Below are 26,343 nucleotides of genomic sequence, written 5' to 3' on the forward strand. Positions count from 1 at the left end.
GCTGCCCAAGTGCATCGGCAACGTACTGAGGGAATTGGACTCGACGAGCTACGACTACGACGAGCGCGGCAATCTGATCACGAAATCGGGCGGCGCTCAGCTGAGAAAACTTACGGCCGGTCACGTACATTGAGCCCTGCTATTTGCTGCCGCATAGACAGCCAAGAAACAACAGCTCCCGTCGCTCGACAACTCCGATCCCCAACACCCACCCCCTCCCAGCGCAAAGCACTCTGCCAGCGTTGATCGCCAGGTTTCCGAGATGACGCAAACCTTAAAATAAACACACCGACACCACGTTCACAAAAAGCATTCGACCTCAAGCCTCCCCAGAAGCAAAGAAGCGAATAAAAAAATCAAAGAAATGGATCACATAAAACCCACCGATTTAAAAACCATCCTCCATTCCAAACGCGCCAACCTCTACTACCTCGAACACTGCCGCGTCCTGGTAAACGGCGGCCGCGTCGAGTACGTCACCGATGCCGGCAAAAGAAACCTCTACTGGAACATCCCTATCGCGAACACGACCAGCATCCTGCTCGGCACCGGCACGTCCATCACGCAAGCCGCGATGCGCGAACTCGCCAAAGCAGGCGTGCTCGTGGGCTTCTGCGGCGGTGGTGGCACACCGCTCTTCAGCGCCAGCGAGATCGATATCGAAATCGCCTGGATGTCGCCGCAAAGCGAATATCGGCCGACGGAATATCTGCAAGCATGGGTGCGCTTCTGGTTCGACGACGCCGCCCGCTCTCACGCCGCCCGACACTTGCAAACGAGCCGTCTCGCGCGACTTCGGCACGCGTGGACCGCGCGCGCGTTACGCGAGGCCGGATTCGCAGTCGACATCGAGCGTTTTGAAGCGCTGGTGCAGCAGTTCGGCAAACAGATTGCCGATGCCGCCGATTCCGCCGCGTTACTGCTCATCGAAGCACGTCTCACGAAAGCCCTGTTCAAGCTCGCGGTCGATGCAGTCGGCTACGGCCAGTTCACGCGCGGTGAACGCGGCAGCGGCACCGATCCCGCTAACCGGTTCCTCGATCACGGTAACTATCTGGCCTATGGTCTCGGCGCGACAGCCACCTGGGTGCTGGGCCTGCCTCACGGTCTGGCCATCCTCCATGGCAAGACACGGCGCGGCGGTCTGGTGTTCGATGCAGCCGATCTCGTGAAAGACGCCGTCATCCTCCCGCAAGCGTTCCTGTCTGCCATGCGCGGCGATGACGAGCAAGCGTTTCGCCGCAACTGCATCGAGGCGCTGACGCGCGACGAGTCGCTGGACTTCATCATCGACACGCTCAAGGCCATTGCGCTCGAAACACCACATGGCATGCAGACATCGGATGCACGCTCATGAACGTCCTGTTCGTCTCGCAATGCTCGAAGCGCGCGCTTACCGAAACCCGGCGCATTCTCGATCAATTCGCCGAACGCCGCGGCGACCGCACCTGGCAGACGCCCATCACCCAGGCGGGTCTCGATACGGTACGCAAGCTGCTGCGGCAAAGCGCCAGAAAAAACACGGCCATCGCGTGTCACTGGATACGCGGGCGCGATCACAGTGAACTGATGTGGATAGTCGGCGACGCGCGGCAGTTCAATACGGAAGGCGCCGTGCCGACCAACACGACCACAAGCGACATCCTCTGCGCCGACGATGAAACAACGTGGCACCGGCTTCCCCTGATCTCGGCGCTGAGCGCGTTGGCCGCGCTGCTGCATGATCTCGGCAAGGCCACACAAGCATTCCAAGACAAGTTGCGTAAGCCCGGCGTGCACGAGACTACCCATTATCGTCACGAATGGGTATCGGTACGCTTGTTTCAGGCCTTTGTCGGCGATACGCGCAACGATGCCGACTGGCTAAGCCGCCTCTCATGCTGCGCCGACGAAGACATCGATCCGAAGACATTTCAAGCGCAATGGCTCGACGGCTTGCTGCGCGACGAACTGGATGGACTGAGTGCCCAGGATTGCAAGCCTTTTGCGACGCTGCCGCCGCTGGCGCAAACCGTTGCCTGGCTGATACTGACGCATCACAGATTGCCATGCTGGCCTGTGGAGATGACACATGGCAGCGTCGCCGACGATGTCGATGACCAGTGTCGCAAGTGGCGGCACTTTGGCGCATACCCGGACGATATCAACCGGTCTCGTCTAGTCGACTTGCTCCGTCAAGTCGATGCCGACTGGAACCAGCCTCGCGAGGTGGTCGGCCGCGCCACGCTCGATGCGCATTGGCGTTTCAAACACGGCTTGCCGGTGGCAACTTCGCACTGGCGCAAACAGGCCGCGCGGTACGCGGGCAAACTTTTGGAGTTGCACCGTCTGACGCTCGCTGCGGCCACGCTCGACGATCCATTCGTCATGCATGTCTCGCGGCTGTGTCTGATGCTCGCCGATCATCACTATTCCAGCATAGAGGACGATGATCGTCGCAAGCGCTATCGCAATCCAGGTTATCCGCTGTATGCGAACACGCGTCGACAGCCGGGCGATGGACCGTCGCAAGAGGCGCGCTTCAATCAGACGCTCGACGAACATTTGCTGGGCGTACAGGCCCATGCATCGCTGGTGACGCGTTCCTTGCCGACGCTCGCGCGCAGTCTTCCCGCGCTGCAAAATCATCGCGGCCTCAAGAAGCGTAATACGGACGCGCGGTTTCAATGGCAGGACAAAGCGGCGGATCTTGCGGCCGGTATTCGGACGCGCGCGGCCGCGCATGGTGCGTTCGTGGTCGATATGGCATCGACGGGCTGCGGCAAGACCTTGGGCAACGCGCGGATCATGAATGCGCTGGCGGACCCGAAACTCGGCATGCGCTGTGCGTTTGCAATTGGTCTGCGAACGCTTACGCTTCAGACGGGCCGAAGTTATCAGCGCGACCTCGGTTTGAACGACGAGCACCTGGCGATTAAGGTGGGTGGCATCGCCAGTCGAGCCTTGTTCGATTACTGGGAAGCTCGGGCAGAGGCCACTGGATCTGCATCGTCCCAGGCACTGCTCAATGAAGACGGGCAGGTGCTTTTCGAGGGCAACGATCATCATCCGCTGCTGCAGCGACTTACCGACGACCCGAAGGTGCGTTCCCTGATCGCCGCGCCAATGCTCGTTTGCACCGTCGATCATCTGACGCCCGCGACCGAAAGCTTGCGAGGCGGACGCCAGATTGCACCGATGCTGCGCCTGATGACGAGCGATCTGGTGCTCGACGAACCCGACGATTTCGACATGGCCGATCTTCCGGCGCTGACCCGGCTCGTGCATTGGGCCGGAATGCTTGGCGCTCGGGTCTTGCTGTCTTCGGCGACGTTGCCGCCCGATCTCGTTCATGGATTATTTCTGGCTTATTTGGACGGTCGAAGTCATCACCAGCGCAATCGCGGAGAGAGGCCGGCCGAGTTGCCGCGCGTGGCGTGTCTTTGGGTCGATGAGTTCGCGCAATCTCATGCCGATTGTGCCGATGGCGAGACGTTCGCTCAAGCGCACGATGCCTTCGTGCGCAAACGCTCGGCGCAACTCGCCAAAGCCGAAGTGCGACGACGCGCGCAGTTGATCGCGCTTCCGCTGCAAACATGGCGAACCATGCAGGAGCGGGATCGTCGCGATGCGTTTGCGGCACTCGTTTTGCAGTCTGCGTGGAGCTTGCATCAGGATGAGCAAAATCACGATGTCGATGCAACGACCGGCAAGCGCGTGAGTTTTGGCCTTATCCGAATGGCCAATATCAAGCCGTTGTTCGATGTTGCCCGGGCGATGTATCGGCAAGGCACGCCAGCATCCGGTGTGCGTGTTCACTTGTGCGTGTATCACTCGCAGTTTGCGTTGCTGGCGCGATCGCACATCGAACAGCAACTGGATTCGGTGTTCGATCGTCGGGCGCAGGGAGGCGGCGGGAATCCTGCGTTGCGGCATCCATCGGTGCGCGCGCTGCTCGATGCGCATCCTGAGGAAGATCATCTGTTTATCGTGCTGGCGTCGCCGGTGTGCGAGGTTGGGCGCGATTGGGACGCTGACTGGGCAATTGCCGAACCGTCGTCGATCCGTTCGCTGATCCAGCTTGCGGGGCGCGTGCGGCGGCATCGGGCGGGGGCGGTGGCGCGGGCGAATATCGCTGTGCTCGATACGAATCTTCGGTACTTCGAGCGACGTAATCCGAAGCTGGACGCGGTGTTCAGCAAGCCGGGGTTCGAGATGTCAGGCGGCGTATCTCGGGAGTCGGGCGAATCGGCCTATTTCTTCCATTTGCAAACGCACTTCTTGAGCGAGTTGTTGCCGCTGCCTAAAGGCAGTCATTCGTGGCCGATCGATGCTCGGCCGCGCATTTGTCGCGCCGACAAGTTGAAGCCTTCCAAGAGCCTGATCGACCTGGAGCATGGCCGAATGCGTGACACGATGCGGCCGCGCGATGCGAGCAGCATGTCACGTACGCGCATATCGCACGATGCCACGCGGCATTGGCACGCCACGGACGACGAGCGCGTTCGAATCTGGTTGACGGGTGTGCTGCCGCAGATGCAGCGCTTTCGTCACGATCCACTGCGACGCGAAGATATCGCGTTGCTGCCTTCGGAGGACGAGGATGAGTTGCGGTTGCATCGGGTTATCGGTCGGCGGGAGCGAGGCAATGCGCCGTATGTCGATATTCACCACAAGTTCAAGCAGATAGGTGATTCCGAGTTAGTCGGCCCGGGGATTGGTTCGTGGTGTCATGTCGAATTGATGGACCTATTACGGCAATGGGCGGACGCGCATGGACAGAGCGCGTTGGCTAGCGCGGAGAGGGTTGCTACGGTTAGCTTGCATGAATCGCAGAATGGGTGGTGGTTTCACTCGGTGCTGGGGTTTAGGGAGGAGTGAGGCTTTGCTGCCTGTTCGGCAGGAAATACAATACGGAGGACTGACTTTTCTCAGCTACCTACTCGGTAGATAGGATGGCGAATATTAACACGCTAGAAAGGTGGTCCGTCCGGTACTCAGAAATAACTGAATCTTGCGGATAAGGGGGAAGGATTTCTTGTCTGAGGATTGACTGGTTCGCTCTCGATCAAATACTCTGTAAAGAGGCGGTCGACATATCGAGCGCCTATCCGGTAAGCGTAAAAGGTAAGCGTATCCACTGACTCAAGGCAATCATATTGTTAAGGCATGCATATTTAAAGACTGATATCTGCTTGGACGCTTGAATAAAGCAATTTGATTGTTAAAGGTCAAGGTAACGAGTCGAAATACTTGCACGTCTCGGACAAGCCCTTTTACGTAACCCCCATCCTGAAGGAGCAAATGTATGGCAACAAGAAAGCGTAGACAATTTGACACCAGCTACAAGGTACAGATGGTCAAAATGATTTATGAGAAGGGTTTCTCCGCCGGTGAGGTGTGTCGCATGACGGGCTTGGATAAGCCGACCTTGCGGCGTTGGATCGTTGAATACGATGCAGAGCGCGCCGAAAAGTCAAATCGCAACATACCTACCCCATTGTAATGAAAAGAAAAGTTACGAAAGTAAGCGGACCTAGAATGATACTTAACAGATAATTTTAGTGGCCGCCGATGTGCGGTCCAAAATTATCCATCTCATATTTCTCCGTATTCTTCTCACTCGAAAGGAGATTTAAAATAGGAATGCGTATGTCGGAAACTAGCACGCCGGAAGTATTTAGCTGCTACCGCGCAGCAATCGACGCCTTCTTGCATGACCGTCTCCAAGCCAAACTCGACAAGCTTCCCCTCGACGATGCGAAGCGAGCAGAACTGATCGCCGAGCATCAACGCGGTCCTTGGATCGAGAGCGCGGCGAAGCGCGTCGTGCAAATACAGGCCGTCACTCACTCACTGAAGCCCATCCACTCTGAAGCGCGAGGCACTAGCTTTTTTGTGAAGCCGTCCAGTTTGTCTACGCTCGATGTATTCGGCAGCCACGCACTGGGCAATCGCTTCGACATGGACGTGACGGGCAACGCGGCCGCGCTTGATGTGTACAAGCTTCTGAAGCTGGAGGTCGGCGGGATAAGTCTGCTTGAGGCGCTTATCGCCAACGATAGGCAAGCCTTGGACGCTCTCAATGACGATCTGGTCAAAGCCAGCATTTTGCGCGACGCTTTTATAGGTCTCACAGCCGAGCGCGAAGGCGGAGCGAGTTCTCACGTTTGCGCCAAGCATTTGTATTGGCTTATAGGCGACGACGCCAACGACGATGCTCAATATCATCTGATCGCGCCGCTGTATCCAACCTCGCTGGCTCAACGCGTGTACGAGGATGTGCAAGACGCTCGTTTCGGCGAAGCCAACAAGTTGGCGCGTCGGGCGCGTCGCGAGGGCTTACCGCACGATGGTGTCGATCGTGAATATCACGATCTGGCCGTGCAGGAATTAGGCGGCACCAAGCCGCAAAACATCTCGATATGCACTAGCGAACGCGGAGGCAAAAACTATCTGTTGTCTTCATTACCGCCAATTTGGAAAGGCAAAGGAAACTACCTCCCTGCGCACACAACATCGGTCTTTGAACGAACCCTCGCCGCGCGTCGCTCGGTGCGTGCCGCCGTTCGCCGATTTCAAGAGCACTTGTCGAGCGGCCGTCCTGGCAACATGCGGTTCCGGGATCGTACAGATCGGCTGTGGGACAGAATCGTCGATGAACTCGTCGTCTACGCTGGAGAACTTTTGCTCCAGCCAGCAGGCTGGACGAGGGACACAGCGTTCGAAAAGCTCGTCGAAGAGGAACAGCTTTGGCTAGATCCGCTACGCGCGGAGATTCCGGAGGAGGCAGACTTTCGTGACCGCTGGCTGAACACGAACTGGTCGGAAAAGATTGGCAGTCGCTTCGCAAACTGGATCAATAGCGAGTTGCAGGAAAAGTTGCTCGACGTTGGGTCTGACGAGGCTCGCGAGTGGCGCGGAAGATTGCAAGACGAGGCAACGATATGGGAAGAACACGTGCCCGAATTGCGCGATCGGCTCAATGTGCTGAACAAGACATTCCTTCGAAAAGCGCATGGCGAACTGAGACAGGGGCATGATCGAGCATGAAGCACATTACTATGTCTGACGCCGCCAGGGCGTTGCTCGTGTTACCTCATCTGCAGGTACAAAATGCCAACGCCATTTCTGGCGCATTCACGCACGGCTTTCCGTCCATCACTGCATTCACCGGGCTGATGTGGGCTTTGCAACGCAAGCTAACCGCCGACGGCATTCCACTACGACTGCAACAAGTTGGCGTGATCTGTCATCGATACGACGAGCAGGTGACGGATGACTACATCAAGAAGTTCCGTCTAACGCGGAATCCCGTAGGCAGTAATGGCCAGCCGCGTGGGATCGTCGAGGAAGGACGAATGCACCTGGACATCACATTGGTGTTTCAGGTTTCAATCGACGACGCTATCGCTTCATCGATACTGGACCATGAAAAGCAATATGCCGAATGGGCCGATAAAGTTGGAGAGATCGTGTCGCGCATGCGGGTCGCTGGCGGAACCTTGCTGCCGGTCGGTCTCATGCCCGGACCGCGTACCAAACCCTGGATGGCCGAGCTCGCGGATAGCCACGACAAACGGTCGCGCGATTTCGCCCGATGGCGCCGTCAGTGGCTTCCGGGCTACGCGCTTATCGGCCGCGACGATATTCTGAAGAACCGCCACGACGCGTTGCGCGAAAAGGACCCTGACGCCAGCTTGATCGATGCCTGGCTGCACGCTGCTCGATTCAATTATCAGCCCATGCCGGAAAAAGAAGCGGCCGATGACGCTGCATCGTCCACCGCACCCAAGCGCGTGCGTTGGGCCGATCCCGACAGACAAAAGGGCGAAGGCTGGACCGTGCCAATACCCGTGGGCTACGCCGCGCTCACTAAACCGTATCCGGCGGGCAGCGTCGAAAACGTGCGCGATCCGTCCATTCCCTGCGTATTCGTAGAGACGGTGTATTCAATCGGTCAGTGGATCAGCCCGCATCGGCTGAATAGTCTGGATGATTTGCTATGGCGAGCGGAAGCCAATACGGAGATCGGCTTGTATCGCTGTCGTAGCGGTTACGTACACGATCGCTCCGATACCGAGTTGGACGATGACGAGGAATACGAGTTTGATTGACCGCAGCGACCTTTCGCGTTCGTCGTGGTGTCTTTTGTTTTTATCTTGATTAGGAATATATAAAAAGATGTCTGAGAAAATTGCTACTGCTTCTGTCCTCGCTTTTGAACGTAAGCTGGATCCGTCCGATGCGGTCTTCCACTCTGGCCGTTGGGATGAACGCGACAACGGATCGAAATGGGCGCCGGTTCGTATCCGCGTGAAATCGGTTCGTGGGACGATTTCGAATCGGCTCAAGGCAAAGGGCGGTGATGCAGCCAAATTGGATGCAGCCGTCAATCATGCAAATCTGCAGACCGTGGACGTTGCCACGCTGCCGGCCGATGCCGACACGCTCCGAGTCACTTTCTCGTTGCGCGTTCTGTCGGGCACGGGCATGCCTTCGGCTTGTAATAACGCAGCGTATAGAGTGCGGCTTCAAAACGTGGTGAATGATTATGTCGCCAAGCATGACTTTACTGAGCTGGCTAATCGCTACGCCGCGAATCTGGCAAACGGACGCTTCCTTTGGCGTAACCGCATAGGTGCGGAAAGCGTGGCGGTCGAAGTATCGCGTCAAAAGAACGGCGAGTGCGTACAGAAACTCACGTTCGATGCGTTGTCGCTTGGCTTGCGCACGATGGATCAATTCGATTCGAATGTGACGGCGCTAGGCGGACTTATTGCCGACGGGCTTGCGGGTAGAACCTATGTGCTTCTGCGCGTGACCGCGTATGTGCGTCTTGGCTTTGGTCAGGAAGTATTTCCGTCTCAAGAGCTGATTCTGGAGAAGACGGAAAAGAGCAAGACGCTTTATCACGTGGAGAACGTCGCGGCTATTCACTCGCAAAAAATCGGCAATGCCTTGCGAACGATCGATACTTGGCATGAGAACGCGCTGGAATCTGGCCCGATTGCGGTCGAGCCTTATGGGTCGGTCACGACTCAGGGCACGGCGTATCGCCATCCGAAGCTGAAGCCGACGCAAGACTTCTACAACCTCCTCGATGACTGGTTGCTCAAGGACAAGATGCCGGCGGTCGAGCAGCAGCACTTCGTCATGGCCGTTCTGATTCGCGGCGGTGTTTTTGGCGATGCGAACTGACGGCCATGACGACTCACTATATCGACATCACGTTACGGCCCGATCCGGAGTTTAGCCGTGTGCATCTGCTTGGCGCTTTGGTGGCGAAACTGCACCGCGCGTTGGTGGAGTTTCGTGCGGACGACATCGGGATTAGCTTTCCGCAATACAGTTTGAGCCCGCGTTTTCTGGGCGATGTGTTGCGCCTGCATGGCGACGAATCGCGATTGCAGGAGCTGATGGCACGCGGTTGGATGCAGGGTATGCGGGATCATGTGAAGCTTACTGACGTTATGCGCGTTCCGTCGGGGGCGATGCATCGCGTCATACAGCGGCGTCAATTTAAAACCAATGTCGAGCGGATGCGTCGGCGTCGAATGCGACGTAAGGGCGAGACCGAAGCGCAGGCCGCTGCGGCGATTCCGGATACGGTCGAGCGTCGGCCTGATTTGCCTTACGTGCATTTACGTAGCGCGAGTACAGGGCAGCCGTTTTGTTTGTTTGTCGATCAAAAGGGCGAGGTGGCTGCGAGCGTGCCGGGGACGTTTAATAGTTATGGGTTGAGTTGCGGAGCAACTGTGCCGTGGTTCTAAACCCTTTTTTTGGAGCGCTGGTTTGTTGATTGGGAAATCAATGAGTTAGCGACGGAGGGAGAATTTGGGTTGATTTGGCGAGAACGGCGTCTTTTGTTGAGTAATCAAGGGGATGGCGTTTGAGTCGGCTAGTTTGCTGCCGCGTAGGCAGCTGAGAAAGTTGCCCGCCCCGTGAGAGTGTCCGGGGTCAGGTTTGCTGCCGCGTAGGCAGCTGAGAAAGCACCCAAGGGATGACTCGGGCACCCCCCATTGTTTGCTGCCGCGTAGGCAGCTGAGAAAGTGAACTTCATCATCAAGTACTGACTCCATGCGTTTGCTGCCGCGTAGGCAGCTGAGAAAGTCGTTATTGGCATGGATCCGACCGAGTTCGCTGTTTGCTGCCGCGTAGGCAGCTGAGAAACTGATACACCGCCTCTTGCTTGTCGCTCTTTGTGTTTGCTGCCGCGTAGGCAGCTGAGAAACGGTCGCGACGGTGCGAAGCTGGAGCAGGCGAGTTTGCTGCCGCGTAGGCAGCTGAGAAAGTATCTCGCACGCCGCCATCGCCCGCGTCGAGGTTTGCTGCCGCGTAGGCAGCTGAGAAAATCAGTATTACTGCACAGAGGGTCAGTATTTCGTTTGCTGCCGCGTAGGCAGCTGAGAAAGTACGTCGCTTTGGAAATACCTCCTGCTGTTGGTTTGCTGCCGCGTAGGCAGCTGAGAAACAGATTTCGCAATTCCCATTAATGCGTCGCTCGGTTTGCTGCCGCGTAGGCAGCTGAGAAAATACCTTCGCACGCGTGCGAGGCGCTCGATCTGTTTGCTGCCGCGTAGGCAGCTGAGAAAAGCGGCGCGATCTAAGCAAAGGCATGTTGCAATGTTTGCTGCCGCGTAGGCAGCTGAGAAAAGGCAGATCACGACCTGTTTGCCGCGCAGAAAGTTTGCTGCCGCGTAGGCAGCTGAGAAAGGACGCATCATCAGCGACAAGTCGATACGTATGTTTGCTGCCGCGTAGGCAGCTGAGAAAAGCCGGATAGATCCACTTCGGAACAGTTGCCCGTTTGCTGCCGCGTAGGCAGCTGAGAAACGGATTGGCGACTTCGAAAGCTTTAGCCATGCGTTTGCTGCCGCGTAGGCAGCTGAGAAATTAGCGAAGCCCCGAATGCTTGCGGCGTATCACGTTTGCTGCCGCGTAGGCAGCTGAGAAATGCGCGGCAAACCCGCGGCTGACGGCCCGCGATGTTTGCTGCCGCGTAGGCAGCTGAGAAAGAAGCCGTGCCGATCGATGCCGGCACAGAGACGTTTGCTGCCGTGTAGGCAGCTGAGAAAACCACCGGTAGCTATGCCGCTGCCGCTAGGGTGTTTGCTGCCGTGTAGGCAGCTGAGAAACGAAGCCGCTCTCGCTGTAGCGCATGTAGTACCAGTTTGCTGCCGTGTAGGCAGCTGAGAAACGTAAGCGCGACAGTGGTTACGCCGCAGTTATGTTTGCTGCCGTGTAGGCAGCTGAGAAATATTGCCGAAACACCTATTTCGAGGAGAACAAGTTTGCTGCCGTGTAGGCAGCTGAGAAATGATGCTCGTCGATCAGGTGCTCGCCGAACTAGTTTGCTGCCGTGTAGGCAGCTGAGAAACACGGCGATCTGTCTTTCGATGCTATCCGGCTGTTTGCTGCCGTGTAGGCAGCTGAGAAACCAAATGTGCACTCCGTTTTTCCCGGTGCGAATGTTTGCTGCCGTGTAGGCAGCTGAGAAATGAGAACCGCAGTCGGTATCCGGCGAACTGGAAGTTTGCTGCCGTGTAGGCAGCTGAGAAAGGTCGCGGCGCGCGCTTCGCCAGCGGTGTGATAGTTTGCTGCCGTGTAGGCAGCAGAGAAAAGCACCGCGCAGACGGCAGCATTGGCGAGTCGGTTTGCTGCCGTGTAGGCAGCTGAGAAAGCAGTCGCAGCGGCGATGTTGGACGTCATCGGAGTTTGCTGCCGTGTAGGCAGCTGAGAAAGTCGATGATGTAGCCGAGCGACTTGAGCTCACGGTTTGCTGCCGTGTAGGCAGCTGAGAAAAATCGCGCGCGGCGATCAAATGATCACATCGATGTTTGCTGCCGTGTAGGCAGCTGAGAAAGGCACAAGACTTTCGTCCAGGGCGCGCGCCTCGTTTGCTGCCGTGTAGGCAGCTGAGAAAGTCACGCTGCGCATTACGAGGCCGGTGACCTCGTTTGCTGCCGTGTAGGCAGCTGAGAAAATCCGCACCGCGCTGCGCATAGAACGACTTGACGTTTGCTGCCGTGTAGGCAGCTGAGAAAACTTTGCAAAGGTGGCTCAGCCATCAAACCGAGTTTGCTGCCGTGTAGGCAGCTGAGAAACGCGAGGATGCGCGATTGCAGCGCGCGGTCACAGTTTGCTGCCGTGTAGGCAGCTGAGAAAGTCGTGACGACGCAGCAGTACGCGGCTCTCGCGTTTGCTGCCGTGTAGGCAGCTGAGAAAATACAGCATTTGTTGCCACGACCAGCGCCCATGTTTGCTGCCGCGTAGGCAGCTGAGAAAGACCTAAAGGTGATCAGCGCGCAAGTGGCATTGTTTGCTGCCGCGTAGGCAGCTGAGAAAACTCAACACCTGTGCATAAGCGCCGCCGTCAAGTTTGCTGCCGCGTAGGCAGCTGAGAAAACCGCATTCCGCGCGGCGTGTCAGATCAAGATGTTTGCTGCCGCGTAGGCAGCTGAGAAAAGACGCAAAACTTGAACTCTTCCTGAATGATTTGTTTGCTGCCGCGTAGGCAGCTGAGAAAGTTCACGTTGAATTCCGTCGGCGTGATCAAGGCGTTTGCTGCCGCGTAGGCAGCTGAGAAAAGATCGAACTGCCGTCTTGCAACGTCTTCCAGGTTTGCTGCCGCGTAGGAAGCTGAGAAAAGTCGATCGAACGGGGCCAGCCCGGTTGATCTGTTTGCTGCCGCGTAGGCAGCTGAGAAATGCGCGACGCTGCGCAGATTTTCGATAATGGGATTTGCTGCCGCGTAGGCAGCTGAGAAAGATGATGGGTTCGCCGACCCAGACGTCCCGGTGTTTGCTGCCGCGTAGGCAGCTGAGAAAAGTCCGATCCCAAGCGCTTGAGCTTTTCCCATGTTTGCTGCCGCGTAGGCAGCTGAGAAAAACCGGCGAGCGTTGAAATAGCGATAGCGGTAGTTTGCTGCCGCGTAGGCAGCTGAGAAAATTTCGAGCGTGGACAAGCCCGCGTCCATCCCGTTTGTTGCCGCGTAGGCAGCTGAGAAAGGAAATCGTCTCAGCGTCGGTAGCGACGGCGGGTTTGCTGCCGCGTAGGCAGCTGAGAAAGACGAGTGGATCGATGTCGCACGCAAGAGCGGGTTTGCTGCCGCGTAGGCAGCTGAGAAACTCGACGACGTTCGCAGCTGTGTAGACGTACTGTTTGCCGCCGCGTAGGCAGCTGAGAAACGGAAGATCGGAAAACCGGCTAAATCGTCCCTGTTTGCTGCCGCGTAGGCAGCTGAGAAATGCGAACTTGGAATCGCACGATGGGTAAAGACGTTTGCTGCCGCGTAGGCAGCTGAGAAAGCGCAGATAGCCCGCGACTGGTGCGACAGGGTGTTTGCTGCCGCGTAGGCAGCTGAGAAAACCAATAAAATACGCCGACAATCACAGATATTGTTTGCTGCCGCGTAGGCAGCTGAGAAAACATGGCCGGGAGATTTTCGCGCGTCTGACAGGTTTGCTGCCGCGTAGGCAGCTGAGAAAGGCGTAGTCTCGATCTCTTGAGCGAAGAGCGGGTTTGCTGCCGTGCAGGCAGCTGAGAAATCAACGTGCACGTCCGCTGAATCACCATTCAAGTTTGCTGTCGCCTAGGCAACTGAGAAATGTTACTGATTCAGGCGCTGCCCCTTGGGACAGTCTGCCGCCGCGTAACCAACCGCCAAAACCACGACTGAAAAGCCATCACCCAAACCCCTCCGCCCGCTCGCCCAAGCCGCCAAAGAAACCCGAAACCACCCACCCATACACCCCACCCTATACAAACGATAAGAATGTTTTTCTATCGACAACGCCGTAAGTGCCCCACCATGACACGATTCGATAAAAGCGGAGACGATCATGGCAAGCACCACGGATTTGAAGCGCTACGAACTGCTGATCGGCGGCGAGTTCGTCCGGCCCGGCGGCGCGGAATACTCGACGAATCTCGATCCCGCCACTGAAGCGCCGATCGCCTACGTCGCGCAAGGCACCGCCGCCGATGTCGATCGCGCCGTGATCGCCGCCCGCGCAGCGCTCAAGCCATGGAACGCCATTCGCGCGGCGGATCGCGGGCGCATTCTGATGAAGCTCGCCGACCTCCTGCGCCAAAATCAGGACGAACTCGCCGCGCTCGAAAGTCTAGACGGCGGCAAACCGATCGCGGCCGTGCATCGGCAAGACGTGCCCGCCGCCATCGACACGCTGACCTACTACGCCGGCTGGTGCGACAAAATCAACGGCCAGGTCGTCCCCGCGCGACCCGACGCGCTCACCTACACCGTGCGCGAGCCGGTCGGCGTCGTCGCGGCCATCGTGCCATGGAATTTTCCGCTGATGATCGGCATGTGGAAGATCGCGCCCGCGCTCGCCTGCGGCTGCACGCTGATCGTCAAGCCCGCCGAAATCACGCCGCTCTCCGCGCTGATGATCGGGCGGCTCGCGCTCGAAGCCGGCGTGCCGCCCGGCGTGCTCAATATCGTGACGGGCAAGGGTTCGGTCGTCGGCGATGCGCTCGTCGCGCATCCAGGCATCGACAAAGTGACGTTCACGGGATCACCATCGGTCGGACGCGGCATCCTGCAAGGCGCGGCAGGCAACTTCAAACGCGTCACGCTAGAGCTGGGCGGCAAATCCGCCAACGTGATTTTCGGGGATGCCAACATCGACGGCGCCGTGCGCGCGGCCGCCTCGGGCATCTTCTTCAACGCAGGGCAGGTGTGTTCGGCGGGCTCGCGCATCCTGGCGCAACGCACGGTCTACGACGAAGTGGTCGAGCGCCTCGCCGAGCGCGCGCGCACCATCAAGCTCGGCGATCCGTCGAAGCGGGAAACCAACATGGGCCCCGTCATCTCCGCCAAACAAATGCAGAGCGTGCTGAATTACGTGGACATTGGCAAGGAGGAGGGCGCGTCGCTCGTGACGGGCGGACGGCGCGTCGGCGAGCGTGGTTACTTCGTCGAGCCGACCGTATTCGCGAACGTCGAACACGAGATGCGCATCTCGCAGGAAGAAATCTTCGGACCGGTCGCAAGCGTGATTCCGTTCGATGACGAAGCCGACGCGCTACGCATCGCGAACGGCACGCTGTATAGCCTCGCGGCGGGCGTGTGGAGCGCGGATATCGGACGCGTGCATCGCATGGCGGCGGGGCTCAAGGCGGGCACGGTTTGGATCAACACTTACGGCTATACGGATGTGCGCTTGCCCTGGGGCGGCTCCGGCGATTCCGGCTTCGGCCGTGAACACGGCGATGTCGCCATCGAAAACTTTACGGAGCCCAAGGCGGTTTGGGTTTCTTTGACGCCTTGATAGGGGCTTTGCAAACAGCGGCAGCTTTGAACTTTGAATAAAGGCTGCTGCTTGTTTCTGTAGAAAGCGCGTTCGTCGGCGTTCGGATTGCGGCACCTGCACAACCCAATGCCGGAAGGCGGCCCGCACTAATGCCGGTCCGCCTTTCGAAAATCATGAAAGCGCGTTCAACGTTCCATACGAATACCGAAGCCGAGAATCAAGCTCGCACCTCTTTTCCTTCGTCATCCCGCGCACGCCAAAGCCGCGCGCGCTGCGTGCTGTCTTCATACTGCACGGTGTTTTGGCGGCACGCTTCGAGTGTCGAATTCTTCCGCTCGACAATTGCGCCGCAAAGAAACTCCGCGCTATAAGCCTTCAAAAGATGCGGCGAATGCGTCGCGATATATTGGGCGATCTTTCCGTAATCGCTTTCGGTCGAAGCGAGCGCGCGGTAGGTATCGGCATCCCAACGGAACATCAGGTCGAGCTCTTCGAATGCAGTATTGAAAGCGCACACTTGCGCCTGAACTTCGCGGTCGTCGCTTAAGGTCGCATGACTCATTTTCGTCTCCTGTATGGCCGTGGGGCTTCCATGCAGGATAGGGAACTCGATCCATTTACGAAAATTAAACTTTCTTCGCGTTTATATTTTGGATGACTTATACATCGGGTTTACCGGTACTCGCGACAATATGCGTAATCGCTTCGATTTGAGCCGCGCCTTCATCGACGAGAAATTGCTTGAATGCCAAGGCAACCGGAGGCAAACGCTTGTTGTTGCGATGAACGACGAACCAGTTGAGCATGACGGGAAAACCCTTGATATCCAACACCGCGAGTTTGCCAACTTGCAATTCCATGCTGATGGTGTGAGCAGACAAAAAGCTCACGCCCATGCCCGCAATGACAGCCTGCTTGATGGTTTCCGTGCTGGTTATCTCCATTGCCACATTCAGATTGGCGAGACGGCCGGCAAAGCCTTCTTCCATCGAATTCCACGTGTCGGAACCGCGCTCACGAACGATAAACGGTTCATCCGCAAGCGCTTCTAGCGGCACGTCCTTGAGCCCGACCAGTGGATGATCCGGCGGCGCAACGATCACATACGGGTGCGGCGCGAAAGAGATATTCACCGTGTCCATATCGCGCGGCGGCCGAACCATGACGGCCAAGTCGGTGAGATTATCAGTCAGTTGATGCAGCAGTTCCTCGCGATTATGAACCGCAAGATTGAGGCGGACATCCGTATTACGTTTGGTGAATGCCGCAAGCAAGCGCGGAAAGAAGTAGTCGCCCGCGCTAATGACCGCCACGTTGAGCGTACCGCCCGAAACCCCTTTGAGCCGCGCCATGGCGTCATCGGCTTCGCGGAATTGTTCGAGGATCGCGCGGCTGTGATGAAGCATCTCGTTGCCCGCGGTCGTCAGATAAATCCTTTTGCCGAGTTGCTCGAAAAGCGGCATGCCCGCATGTTCTTCGAGCTGTTTGACCTGAGTGGAAACAGCCGGCTGAGTGAGATAAAGCTCTTCGGCCGCGCGGGAAAAGCTCAACCGGCGTGCAACCGTTTCGAAGATTTTGAGTTGACGCAGGGTAGCATTACGCAGCACGGCGGGCCCTCATCCATTCACGATACTGAATTTATACAATAATTTTTTCTAACTTTCCTTAATCGTTTATATCCCCCACGATGCTTTCACGTCCTGCCAGTCTGTAAGACTTTCAAGGGCGAAGCGCACGGCCCCACGGCGCGGCATCTTTAGTACCCAGCCAAAAAACGAAGCCTGCAAAGGCCGCATCAACCATCCAGCTCTATTGGGAATCGCTCGAAATGATTCTTCGATCGCCTGACGCGGATGCTTGCCGGATGTTCTCATCCATCGCCTTGTTCGATACGCGTTGCCACGCCCACGCCCGCGTCGCATTACCCGAGCACTTTCCCTGACCGACCGCCACGCCGCCGACGCGCATATCGATGCACTCGCGCCGGCATCTCGCTGTAAATCAAGCGCCGCACGAGCGCGAATGAATAACGGAGACAGACATGGCAAGCGCAGACACGGTTGTGTCCGGGCAACCGCACGGGCGTCATCACAACAGATGGGTTCAGTTGACGATCGGTATCCTGTGCATGGGACTCGTCGCCAACCTTCAATATGCATGGACGCTGTTCGTCGTACCGATGGATGCCAAGCACCATTGGGGCCAAGCGGCGATCCAGACCGCCTTCACCATCTTCATCGTCACCGAAACCTGGCTCGTGCCCGTCGAAGGCTGGCTCGTCGATAAGTTCGGGCCCCGGCCCGTCGTCATAGGCGGCTCGATCTGCGCGGCCATCGGCTGGTGCATCGATGCGCATGCGACCAGCCTCATGCATCTCTACATCGCGGCCGTGGTGGCGGGCGTGGGCGCGGGCTGCGTGTACGGCACGTGCGTGGGCACGGCGCTCAAGTGGTTCCCGGACAAGCGCGGCCTTGCGGCGGGTTTGACGGCCGCTGGTTTCGGCGCGGGCGCGGCGGTCACGGTCATCCCCATCTCCAACATGATTCAGAGTGCGGGCTACGAGCACGCGTTCATGTTCTTCGGCATCTTCCAGGGCGTGTGCATCTTCCTGCTCGCGCTCATGCTGATTCGTCCGAAGCCGCCCTTGAACGTGGTTCCGGCCAAGCGCGTGGTGTCCACGAAAATCGACTACACCACCGGGCAGATGGTGCGTGCGCCGCTCTTCTGGGTGCTGTACCTGATGTTCGTGTTCGTCGCGGCGGGCGGCGTGATCGCCACGGCGCAGTTCGGCCCCATCGCCAAGGAATACGGCTTCGCGAAGATGCCCGTGAATATCCTCGGCGTGACCTTGCCGCTGCTTGCGATGACGCTGTCCATCGACAACCTGTGCAACGGTTTCACACGGCCTTTGTGCGGCTTCATTTCGGACAAGATCGGCCGCGAGAACACCATGTTCATCATCTTTCTGGGCGAAGGCGTAGCGCTGCTCGGGTTGATGCAGTTCGGCCACAACCCGTACATGTTCATGCTGTTCGCCGCGCTTACGTTCCTGTGCTGGGGCGAGATATTCTCGATTTTCCCTGCCACTTGCGCGGATACTTTCGGCAGCAAGTACGCGGCGGCCAACGCGGGCACGCTTTACACGGCAAAAGGCACGGCGTCGATGCTGGTGCCGCTTGCCTCGGTGCTCGCGTCGATCGGTTCGTGGAACGCGGTCTTCATCACGGCGGCGATTACGTCGATTGCAGCGGGCCTGTGCGCTAAGTTCGTGCTCGCGCCGATGCGCAAACGCTGGATCGAAAACACGGTCGCCGAAACGGCCGCGGATTCGTCGATCAACGCGTCGTTTCAGGCGGGCTGGAGCGACGCGCCGCGCAAACCGTCGGTGCAGTGAGCGAGCGGCATGCGCGATCGTCGAGGTGAAATCGCGCCGCCGCTTTGCGTATCGCTGCATCAGTTGCGGTTGTTCGTCACGCTCGCGCGGCATCGCAGTTTCACCCGCGCGGGCGATGAATTCGGTATCACGCAGTCGGCGGTCAGCCGCAGCATCCGCGAACTCGAGGATGAACTCGCGCTGCGGCTTTTCGACCGCACGACGCGTCAGGTCGCGCTCACCGATACCGGGCGTACGCTGCTCGGGCGCATCGCGCCGCTCGTCGAGGAACTCGAAGCGACGCTGCGGCCGCGCACCGCGAACGAAGCCGAACCGGGCGTCGTCAATCTTGCCAGCAGTTGCAGTCTGACCGCGAGCGTGTTGCCTGCGTTGCTCGGCTCGTGTCATGAGCGGCATCCGGGAATTGCGGTCATGGTGATGGACCGGCCGCAGAACGCCGTGCTGCAACTGGTGCGTTCGGGCGAAGCGGACATGGGGCTCGTGATCGCGCCCGGGAGTCTCGACGAACTCGTTGCGGAACCGCTATTCGACGACGACCTCGTTGCCGTCGTCAACGTGTCGAGCCCGCTTGGCGATGCGGACTATATCGACTGGACGCAACTGCGCGCTTCGCCACTTCTCCTCCTTGATGACGACACCGGCAGCCTCGATGCCATAGAAGACGCGCTTGCGCGTCACGCGGTGACGGGCGCCTTGCGTCAGCGTCTCGCGCAGCCGGTTGCCGTCGCGCGAATGGCGCAGGCGGGACTTGGCATCGGCGTCTTGCCGATGCATGCGCGGATGGCTTGCGAGACTATCGGCGTGCGGTTCGTGCCGCTTGCGCCGCGGGCCGTGCGAACGGTGATGCTCGTGCGGCGGCGCGGGCATGCGTTGCGGGCGAATGCAGCGCATGTGTGGTCGCATGTTGCGGCGTCTTCGTCGCGGAGTTCGATGGCGTTTCAGGCTGCGTGAATCCGCGCGGACGCCGCGCAGGCGTAGTCATACGTCGAGTGCTATGCATCGTCACCCGGCGGTGCGCAGAACCTTAGTCGTCGCTATCGAACTGTTTCTGTTTGACGGTCACGCGGCGCGCGCGCTTAATTCCCTTAGCAGGCTCTCCCTAAACGACACGACACAAACGCGCTCCTTGTGCGGGTTTCCGCTCGCCCGAAACCGCGCGATTCGCCTTGTCGCTCCCCATCATGGAATGTAGTATCTTGTATATCAGAAGGTGATCCGCATACAACCTCAGGAGACGAAATCATGAAAATCTGCGTGTATGGCGCCGGTGCGATCGGTGCATATATGGGCGCGCAACTCGCGCGGGCTGGAGCGGACGTCAGCTTCGTGGCGCGCGGGCCGCATCTCGCGGCGATGCAAGCGAACGGCGTGAAGCTTCAGATCGATGGCGAGGAACACGTCGTCAAAGTCCGCAGCACGAACAATCCCGCCGAACTCGGCCCGCAAGATTTCGTGATCATCGCGCTGAAGGCGCATTCGGTGCCGGGCGTCGTCGATCTCATTCCGCCGCTCCTTGGACCCGATACGGCGATCATCACCGCCGTCAATGGCCTGCCTTACTGGTACTTCTACGAGCATGGCGGCGAACTCGCCGGAACGACGCTGCAAAGCATCGACCCAGGCGGGCGGCAGTGGAGCGTGTTCGGACCTGAGCGCGCAATCGGCTGCGTGCTGCTGCCGGCGGCGGAGATCGCGGAGCCGGGCGTAATCAAGCATGTGTACGGCAAGAAGTTTCCCATCGGCGAACCGAGCGGCGAGATCACCCCGCGCCTGCAGGCGCTACACGACATCATGGCCGCCGCCGACATGGAAGCGCCGATGCGCGACAACATCCGCGATGAAATCTGGCTCAAGCTCTGGGGCAACCTGTGTTTCAACCCGATCAGCGCGCTCACGCATGCGACGCTCGACGTGCTGACGAGCGACCCCGGCACGCGCGCGCTTTCCAAAGCGATGATGCTGGAAGCAAAAGCAATCGGCGACAGGATCGGCGTTAACTTCCGCGTCGATGTGGAGCGGCGCATCAATGGCGCGGGCGCGGTGGGCGCGCACAAGACATCGATGCTCATGGACTGTGAAGCCGGCCGCCCGATGGAGATCGATCCGCTCATCACCGTCGTGCAGGAAATCGGGCGCCTCGTGAAAGTCGAGACACCGATGATCGATGCCGTTCTCGCATTGATCAAGCTGCGCGAAGGCGTAAACCAAGGCACGGCCAAGGCTTTACCGCCCCCGCAAACGCAGAAAGCCGCCTAAACTGCATCCAGGAAGCCGGCGTTGTTTCTGATATACAAGATGCAAAATATGTTGAAATGTATTGCAACGCAACATATACTGAGGGCTCTTGAAGATTAACCGGAGCCTGAAATGAGCATCGCCTTGTTGGTTGTCATCGGATTCGCGCTGGTTGCCGTGGGTGTGGGCGTTACCTTTATGATTGCGTCGGCGGTGCCGCAGGACATGCTGCAGCGCGCACAGGATCACGGTCGGTTTGCCGGTCTCGCGGCGGACGACCAGAACGGCGGTTCGGGCAAGCGTGTCGATGCTTCCCGCCCGCACATGGGAACTCAAGTCATCAATGCCATCTGATACTCAATCCGTAGACCGGCCGGACGTTCGCCCAAGCGGCCTTACGCTGTCGCTCGAGCCGATCAATGCCACGGTTTCGCTGCGCGATCAGGCGTACGCGAAGCTGCGGCAGGCAATAGCGGAAGCGGACATCTACCGTTCGCGGGAAGAGATCCGTCTCGACGAAAAAGAACTGACTGAAGCACTGGGCGTAAGCCGCACGCCCATTCGCGAAGCGATGACGCTGCTGGAGCAGGAAGGTTTTCTGCGAACCGTGCCGCGTCGCGGCGTGTATATCTTGCGCAAGACCAAGCGCGAGATCGTCGAGATGATCCACATGTGGGCGGCGCTGGAAAGCATGGCGGCGCGCCTTGCCACGCAGCGCGCGTCGGACGAGGAAATCGCGCAGTTGCGCCACATGTTCGACAACTTCCGCGACGCCACGCCGGCGGAGCACATCGACGAATATTCGGAAGCGAATATCGCGTTTCATCAGGCTATCGTGCGGCTGTCGAAGTCGCAGATCATCTTCGACACGATCAAGAACATCTTCGTGCACGTGCGCGCCATTCGTAAGATGACGATCTCGCAGAGCGACCGCGCGTCGCGCTCGATCGTCGATCACATGCGAATTATCGAGGCGCTCGAGAAGCGCGACACGGAACTGGTCGAGCGGCTGGTGAAGCAGCATTCGCTGGATCTCGCCGCGTTCGTCGAGGCGAATTGCGACTTTCTCGATTGAGTCCGAACTGAAAGCTGGCAGGCAGGTTGACAAAGGCCGCGTGACGATTAACGTCACGCGGCCTTTTTTTATCCTGCACAGCCGAGACTGCGTTACCCGCTGCCGGTGGCTCGCGCGCGTCTGCACGCTGACAGGATTGACGACGGCTGTCCGACTATCTCGCCGCGCCGGGGGAGCCACTCAATTCCTCATGGCGCCCTTGCTCACCGCATCGCGTGAAGCATCGTTTCGCCGAGCGCGGCGGGGGAATCGGCGACATGAATGCCCGCTGACTTCATTGCGTCGATCTTCGCGCTTGCCGTGCCCGAACCGCCCGAAATAATCGCGCCCGCGTGCCCCATGCGGCGTCCCGGCGGCGCGCTCGTGCCGGCGATAAACCCGACCACCGGCTTCTTCGTGTTCGCGTCCTTCAGAAACTGCGCGGCTTCTTCCTCCGCCGATCCACCGATCTCGCCGATCATGATGATGCCTTCAGTCGCGTCGTCTTCGAGAAAGAGCGCGAGGCAATCGATGAAATTCGTTCCATTCACCGGATCGCCGCCAATGCCGATGCAGGTCGTCTGCCCGAGCCCCGCAGCGGTGGTCTGCGCGACGGCTTCATAAGTAAGCGTGCCCGAGCGCGACACCACGCCTATTTTCCCCGGCCGATGGATATGCCCCGGCATGATGCCGATCTTGCATTGCCCCGGCGTGATGACGCCCGGACAATTCGGCCCGACGAGCCGGCTGCGCGAGCCGGTGAGCGCGCGCTTCACGCGCAGCATGTCGAGTACCGGAATGCCTTCGGTGATACAGACGATTAACGGCATCTCCGCGTCGATGGCTTCGAGGATGGCATCGGCGGCGAAGGGCGGCGGTACGTAGATGACGGATGCATCCGCGCCGGTTTTCGCGACCGCGTCGGCGACGGTATCGAACACGGGCAGGTCGAGATGCGTCGTGCCGCCCTTGCCCGGCGTCACGCCGCCAACCATGCGCGTGCCGTACGCAATCGCCTGCTCGGAATGGAACGTGCCCTGCGCGCCGGTGAAGCCTTGGCAAATGACCTTGGTATTGCTATCGATCAGAACGCTCATTGTCGGCTTCCTCGTCAGTGATGGGCAGCGGCGACGGCGCCGACGATCTTGTCGGCGGCATCGGCGAGATTTTCAGCGGGGATGATGGTGAGGCCGGAGTTGCGCAGAATCTCGCGGCCCGCGTCGACGTTCGTGCCGGCAAGGCGCACGACGAGCGGCACGCGCAGGTCGATCTCGCGCGCGGCCGCGACCACGCCTTCCGCGATCACGTCGCAGCGCATGATGCCGCCGAAGATGTTGACGAGAATGCCTTGCACTTTGGGGTCGCGCAGAATCAGCTTGAACGCGGTCGCGACACGTTCCTGGGTCGCGCCGCCGCCCACGTCGAGGAAGTTGGCGGGCTCGCCGCCGTAGAGCTTGATGATGTCCATGGTCGCCATGGCGAGGCCCGCGCCGTTCACCATGCAGCCGATGTTGCCGTCGAGCTTCACGTAATTGAGGCCGTGTTTCGCGGCTTCGATTTCGGCGGCATCTTCCTCGTCTTCGTCGCGCAATGCTTCGATATCGGGATGCCGATACAAAGCGTTGTCGTCGAAATTGAGCTTGGCATCGAGCGCGATGACATCGCCGGAACCGGTGACGACGAGCGGATTCACTTCCGCGATGGAGGCATCCAGATCGACGAACGCCTGATAAAGCGCCGCGATGAACTTCGATGCCGCCGCCACTTGCTTGCCGCTCAAGCCTAGCCCGAACGCGACTTCGCGTGTGTGAAACGGCTGGAGACCCGTCGCCGGATCGATCGACACCTTGAGAATTTTCTCCGGCGTGCGATGCGCCACTTCCTCGATCTCCATTCCGCCTTCGGTCGACGCCATGATCGTGATGCGCGACGTGGCGCGATCCACCAGCATGCCGAGGTAGAGCTCGCGTGCGATGTCGCAGCCTTCCTCGATATAAAGCCGTTTCACTTCCTTACCCGCAGCGCCGGTTTGCTTGGTTACGAGCACCGACGCGAGCATCTGCTGCGCGTTTTCTTGCACCTCGTCGACAGATTTGACGACGCGCACGCCGCCTTTGCCGTCGGGATCGTTGGCGAAGCGGCCCGCGCCGCGTCCGCCCGCATGAATCTGCGATTTCACGACCCAGACCGAGCCGCCGAGGGCGCGCGCCGCGTTGGCGGCGTCGATCGCGGAAAAGGCAACCTGGCCTTGCGGTACGGCGACGCCGTACTTCCGCAGCAGCGCCTTCGCCTGATATTCGTGGATATTCATCGTGTCTCCCTAGTCGTCGGTTCTCTGAGCGCAACCGGGCTTCAGCGACTGCGACGGTGCGCTGAAATATGATATATCACATATCACGACAGGATTTCACACTGTTTTGTTGATGCTCTGCAGCACGAAATGCGCGCTTAAGAAGCTACGGAAGCACTAAGAAGGGATGACGCATTGCATCACAGGGTTTTCGCCATCGCTCGACACTTGACTAATACTGTGTGTGGAATATTGTATATCACAGCAACCGGACGGCAGCGCGACGTCACGGAAGCCTTGAACACAACCCCCTTCGAGGAGGAGACAAACAATGTCCGAAGTCGTCAGCAGCCGTCCGGAAGTCGCTCCCGCCACCACCACCGCGGATGACACGCTCAAACAAAAAACACGCGGCGCGGGTGTCGTCTCGGGCGGCCATTTGGTCGCCCGAGCGCTCAAGAACGAAGGCGTCGATACCATCTTCACGCTGTGCGGCGGTCATATCATCGATATCTACGATGGCTGCGTCGATGAAGGCATTCGCATCATCGATGTCCGTCACGAACAGGTCGCCGCCCACGCCGCCGATGGCTACGCGCGTCAGACCGGCAAGCTCGGTTGCGTCGTCACCACGGCCGGCCCCGGCTGTACCAACGCGGTGACAGGTGTCGCCACGGCGTTTCGCTCGGAAAGCCCGATCATCCATATCGGCGGGCAGGGCGCGTTGACGCAGCACAAGATGGGCTCGCTGCAAGACCTGCCGCACGTCGACATGATGGCGCCGATCACCAAGTTCGCCGCCACCGTGCCGAGCACCGAACGCGTCGCCGACATGATCTCGATGGCCGCGCGTGAAGCCTTCAACGGCGCGCCCGGCCCGGCGTACCTGGAGATTCCGCGCGATGTGCTCGACCGCGAAATCGATGTCTCCAAGGCCGTGATTCCGCAGCCGGGACGGTGTCGCGCATCGACGAAATCGGTGGGCGATCCGCTCGATATCGAGAGGCTGGCCGATCTGCTGGTCGACGCCGAGCGTCCCGCGATTCTCTACGGCCAGCAAGTGTGGACCGCGCGCGGTCACGAAGAAGCCATCGCGCTGTTGCGCGGCCTCGACGTTCCCGGCTACTTTAACGGGGCGAGCCGCGGCCTCTTGCCGCCGGGCGACCCGCATCACTTCGACCGCACGCGTTCGCAAGCCTTCGCGAAGGCCGATGTGATCGTGATCGTCGGCACGCCCTTCGACTTCCGCATGGGTTACGGCAAGCGCATCAGCCGCGATCTGAAGCTCGTGCAGATCGACATGGATTACCGCACGGTCGGCAAGAACCGCGATATCGATCTCGGGCTCGTAGGCGACCCGGGCGCGATCCTCGGTGCGGTGCTGCAAGCGGCGAGCGGACGCATCAAGAACGACAAGCGCCAGAGCCGTCAGGCGTGGATGCGCGAACTCGCGGCGGCGGAAGAAACCGCGACGGCCAAGCTGATGCCGCTCTTCACGTCGGACGCGAGCCCGATTCATCCGTACCGCGTCGCGCACGAGATCAACCAGTTTCTATCGGACGACACGATCTATATCGGCGATGGCGGCGACGTCGTGACCATTTCCGCGCAGGCCGTGCGTCCGCGCCGTCCGGGTCAGTGGATGGACCCCGGCGCGCTCGGTTCGCTCGGCGTCGGCACGGGCTTCGCCATCGCGGCGGGTCTTGCGAACCCCGAAAAGGAAGTACTCTGCTATTACGGCGACGGCGCTTTCTCCATGACTTCGTTCGACATGGAAACCGCGAATCGCTTCGGCGTGCCGTATCTCGCCGTCATCGGCAATAACTCGGCGATGAACCAGATCCGCTACGGCCAGCTCGCCAAGTACGGTCAGGAGCGCGGCAACGTCGGCAATCTGCTCTCGGACGTGCCGTATGGCCGCTTCGCCGAAATGCTCGGCGGCTATGGCGAGGAAGTGTACGAGGCCTCGAAGATCGCGGGCGCGTTGCAGCGTGCGCGGGAATCGATCGCCAAGACGGGCAAGAGCGCGGTCGTCAACATCTGGGTCGATCCGACCGTGTACGCCCCCGGCACGATGGCTCAAACGATGTACAAATAAAGCCACTGACAAGCC

Annotated in this window: 18 protein-coding genes and 1 CRISPR repeat array; of the genes, 14 read left to right on the forward strand and 4 right to left on the reverse strand. The window is 59.3% G+C overall.

What is annotated here, in order from left to right; genetic code table 11:
- Positions 1 to 364 precede the first annotated feature (364 nt).
- The 8 genes from cas1f (at position 365) to QCE79_RS25285 (ending at position 15,275) form a co-directional block, all read left to right on the forward strand.
- Positions 365 to 1,357 carry a type I-F CRISPR-associated endonuclease Cas1f gene (cas1f, locus tag QCE79_RS25250; RefSeq protein ID WP_309848487.1) on the forward strand — a complete coding sequence of 331 codons (993 nt, stop codon included), beginning with the start codon at positions 365 to 367 and terminating at the stop codon, positions 1,355 to 1,357.
- A complete protein-coding gene (cas3f, locus tag QCE79_RS25255; protein WP_309848490.1) occupies positions 1,354 to 4,860 on the forward strand; it encodes a type I-F CRISPR-associated helicase Cas3f in 3,507 nt (1,168 codons plus the stop codon). Before cas1f ends, cas3f begins: the two co-directional genes overlap by 4 nt.
- A 427-nt stretch (positions 4,861 to 5,287) precedes the next feature.
- Entirely contained in the window at positions 5,288 to 5,485 is a 198-nt protein-coding gene (locus QCE79_RS25260; protein WP_309848492.1) for a transposase, read from the forward strand.
- Positions 5,486 to 5,631: 146 nt separating this feature from the next.
- A complete protein-coding gene (gene csy1 / locus QCE79_RS25265) occupies positions 5,632 to 7,032 on the forward strand; it encodes a type I-F CRISPR-associated protein Csy1 (protein WP_309848494.1) in 1,401 nt (466 codons plus the stop codon).
- Entirely contained in the window at positions 7,029 to 8,096 is a 1,068-nt protein-coding gene (csy2, locus tag QCE79_RS25270) for a type I-F CRISPR-associated protein Csy2 (RefSeq protein ID WP_309848497.1), read from the forward strand. Before csy1 ends, csy2 begins: the two co-directional genes overlap by 4 nt.
- A gap of 67 nt (positions 8,097 to 8,163) precedes the next feature.
- Positions 8,164 to 9,180, forward strand: coding sequence for a type I-F CRISPR-associated protein Csy3 (gene csy3 / locus QCE79_RS25275; protein WP_309848499.1), 1,017 nt, complete (start codon positions 8,164 to 8,166; stop codon positions 9,178 to 9,180).
- 5 nt (positions 9,181 to 9,185) lie between these two features.
- Positions 9,186 to 9,752 (forward strand): type I-F CRISPR-associated endoribonuclease Cas6/Csy4, encoded by a 567-nt coding sequence (gene cas6f, locus QCE79_RS25280; protein ID WP_244829238.1) that lies wholly within the window; start codon positions 9,186 to 9,188, stop codon positions 9,750 to 9,752.
- A 131-nt stretch (positions 9,753 to 9,883) separates the two neighbouring features.
- Positions 9,884 to 13,589: direct repeats of the CRISPR family, unit length 28 nt; unit sequence GTTTGCTGCCGCGTAGGCAGCTGAGAAA.
- Positions 13,590 to 13,823: 234 nt separating this feature from the next.
- On the forward strand, positions 13,824 to 15,275 hold the full coding sequence (locus QCE79_RS25285; protein WP_309848503.1) for an aldehyde dehydrogenase family protein: 1,452 nt from the start codon (positions 13,824 to 13,826) through the stop codon (positions 15,273 to 15,275).
- Between the two features lie 199 nt (positions 15,276 to 15,474).
- On the opposite strand, the gene QCE79_RS25290 is transcribed toward QCE79_RS25285, so the two are convergent.
- A complete protein-coding gene (locus QCE79_RS25290) occupies positions 15,475 to 15,819 on the reverse strand; it encodes a hypothetical protein (RefSeq protein WP_250510265.1) in 345 nt (114 codons plus the stop codon).
- A gap of 97 nt (positions 15,820 to 15,916) precedes the next feature.
- The gene (locus QCE79_RS25295; protein WP_309850562.1) at positions 15,917 to 16,861 is read right to left on the reverse strand and encodes a LysR family transcriptional regulator; all 945 of its coding nucleotides are present in this window, start codon (positions 16,859 to 16,861) and stop codon (positions 15,917 to 15,919) included.
- A gap of 437 nt (positions 16,862 to 17,298) precedes the next feature.
- Between QCE79_RS25295 and oxlT the strand changes: the two genes are divergently transcribed.
- From oxlT to QCE79_RS25320, 5 genes are all read left to right on the forward strand, one after another.
- Positions 17,299 to 18,651, forward strand: a complete 1,353-nt coding sequence (gene oxlT / locus QCE79_RS25300; RefSeq protein WP_244829241.1) for an oxalate/formate MFS antiporter — start codon at positions 17,299 to 17,301, stop codon at positions 18,649 to 18,651.
- 9 nt (positions 18,652 to 18,660) lie between these two features.
- On the forward strand, positions 18,661 to 19,602 hold the full coding sequence (locus tag QCE79_RS25305; RefSeq protein ID WP_309848511.1) for a LysR substrate-binding domain-containing protein: 942 nt from the start codon (positions 18,661 to 18,663) through the stop codon (positions 19,600 to 19,602).
- A 291-nt stretch (positions 19,603 to 19,893) separates the two neighbouring features.
- Entirely contained in the window at positions 19,894 to 20,907 is a 1,014-nt protein-coding gene (locus QCE79_RS25310) for a 2-dehydropantoate 2-reductase (protein ID WP_309848514.1), read from the forward strand.
- 111 nt (positions 20,908 to 21,018) lie between these two features.
- Positions 21,019 to 21,240, forward strand: a complete 222-nt coding sequence (locus QCE79_RS25315) for a hypothetical protein (protein WP_244829244.1) — start codon at positions 21,019 to 21,021, stop codon at positions 21,238 to 21,240.
- A complete protein-coding gene (locus tag QCE79_RS25320) occupies positions 21,230 to 21,961 on the forward strand; it encodes a GntR family transcriptional regulator (RefSeq protein ID WP_244829245.1) in 732 nt (243 codons plus the stop codon). The genes QCE79_RS25315 and QCE79_RS25320 overlap by 11 nt, the downstream gene beginning before the upstream one ends.
- A 203-nt stretch (positions 21,962 to 22,164) precedes the next feature.
- On the opposite strand, the gene sucD is transcribed toward QCE79_RS25320, so the two are convergent.
- Both sucD and sucC read right to left on the reverse strand, forming a co-directional pair.
- Positions 22,165 to 23,037: a succinate--CoA ligase subunit alpha gene (gene sucD / locus QCE79_RS25325; RefSeq protein ID WP_309848519.1), complete on the reverse strand. Its 873-nt coding sequence runs from the start codon at positions 23,035 to 23,037 to the stop codon at positions 22,165 to 22,167.
- Positions 23,038 to 23,051: 14 nt separating this feature from the next.
- Positions 23,052 to 24,251, reverse strand: coding sequence for an ADP-forming succinate--CoA ligase subunit beta (gene sucC / locus QCE79_RS25330; RefSeq protein ID WP_309848522.1), 1,200 nt, complete (start codon positions 24,249 to 24,251; stop codon positions 23,052 to 23,054).
- Positions 24,252 to 24,561: 310 nt separating this feature from the next.
- Here sucC and QCE79_RS25335 point away from each other — a divergent pair, with 310 nt between their 5' ends.
- Entirely contained in the window at positions 24,562 to 26,328 is a 1,767-nt protein-coding gene (locus QCE79_RS25335) for a thiamine pyrophosphate-binding protein (protein ID WP_309848525.1), read from the forward strand.
- Positions 26,329 to 26,343 lie beyond the last annotated feature (15 nt).

It is taken from the genome of Caballeronia sp. LZ003, assembly GCF_031451465.1.
Lineage (GTDB): Bacteria > Pseudomonadota > Gammaproteobacteria > Burkholderiales > Burkholderiaceae > Caballeronia.

Excerpts from the sequence above, each read along its gene's own strand:
- cas3f (WP_309848490.1), top strand. The coding sequence starts at position 1,354 with ATGAACGTCCTGTTCGTCTCGCAATGCTCGAAGCGCGCGCTTACCGAA.
- sucC (WP_309848522.1), bottom strand. The coding sequence starts at position 24,251 with ATGAATATCCACGAATATCAGGCGAAGGCGCTGCTGCGGAAGTACGGC.
- sucD (WP_309848519.1), bottom strand. The coding sequence starts at position 23,037 with ATGAGCGTTCTGATCGATAGCAATACCAAGGTCATTTGCCAAGGCTTC.
- QCE79_RS25320 (WP_244829245.1), top strand. The coding sequence starts at position 21,230 with ATGCCATCTGATACTCAATCCGTAGACCGGCCGGACGTTCGCCCAAGC.
- QCE79_RS25305 (WP_309848511.1), top strand. The coding sequence starts at position 18,661 with ATGCGCGATCGTCGAGGTGAAATCGCGCCGCCGCTTTGCGTATCGCTG.
- cas6f (WP_244829238.1), top strand. The coding sequence starts at position 9,186 with ATGACGACTCACTATATCGACATCACGTTACGGCCCGATCCGGAGTTT.
- csy3 (WP_309848499.1), top strand. The coding sequence starts at position 8,164 with ATGTCTGAGAAAATTGCTACTGCTTCTGTCCTCGCTTTTGAACGTAAG.
- QCE79_RS25315 (WP_244829244.1), top strand. The coding sequence starts at position 21,019 with ATGAGCATCGCCTTGTTGGTTGTCATCGGATTCGCGCTGGTTGCCGTG.
- QCE79_RS25290 (WP_250510265.1), bottom strand. The coding sequence starts at position 15,819 with ATGAGTCATGCGACCTTAAGCGACGACCGCGAAGTTCAGGCGCAAGTG.
- QCE79_RS25285 (WP_309848503.1), top strand. The coding sequence starts at position 13,824 with ATGGCAAGCACCACGGATTTGAAGCGCTACGAACTGCTGATCGGCGGC.
- csy2 (WP_309848497.1), top strand. The coding sequence starts at position 7,029 with ATGAAGCACATTACTATGTCTGACGCCGCCAGGGCGTTGCTCGTGTTA.
- csy1 (WP_309848494.1), top strand. The coding sequence starts at position 5,632 with ATGTCGGAAACTAGCACGCCGGAAGTATTTAGCTGCTACCGCGCAGCA.
- QCE79_RS25335 (WP_309848525.1), top strand. The coding sequence starts at position 24,562 with ATGTCCGAAGTCGTCAGCAGCCGTCCGGAAGTCGCTCCCGCCACCACC.
- QCE79_RS25310 (WP_309848514.1), top strand. The coding sequence starts at position 19,894 with ATGAAAATCTGCGTGTATGGCGCCGGTGCGATCGGTGCATATATGGGC.
- QCE79_RS25260 (WP_309848492.1), top strand. The coding sequence starts at position 5,288 with ATGGCAACAAGAAAGCGTAGACAATTTGACACCAGCTACAAGGTACAG.
- cas1f (WP_309848487.1), top strand. The coding sequence starts at position 365 with ATGGATCACATAAAACCCACCGATTTAAAAACCATCCTCCATTCCAAA.
- oxlT (WP_244829241.1), top strand. The coding sequence starts at position 17,299 with ATGGCAAGCGCAGACACGGTTGTGTCCGGGCAACCGCACGGGCGTCAT.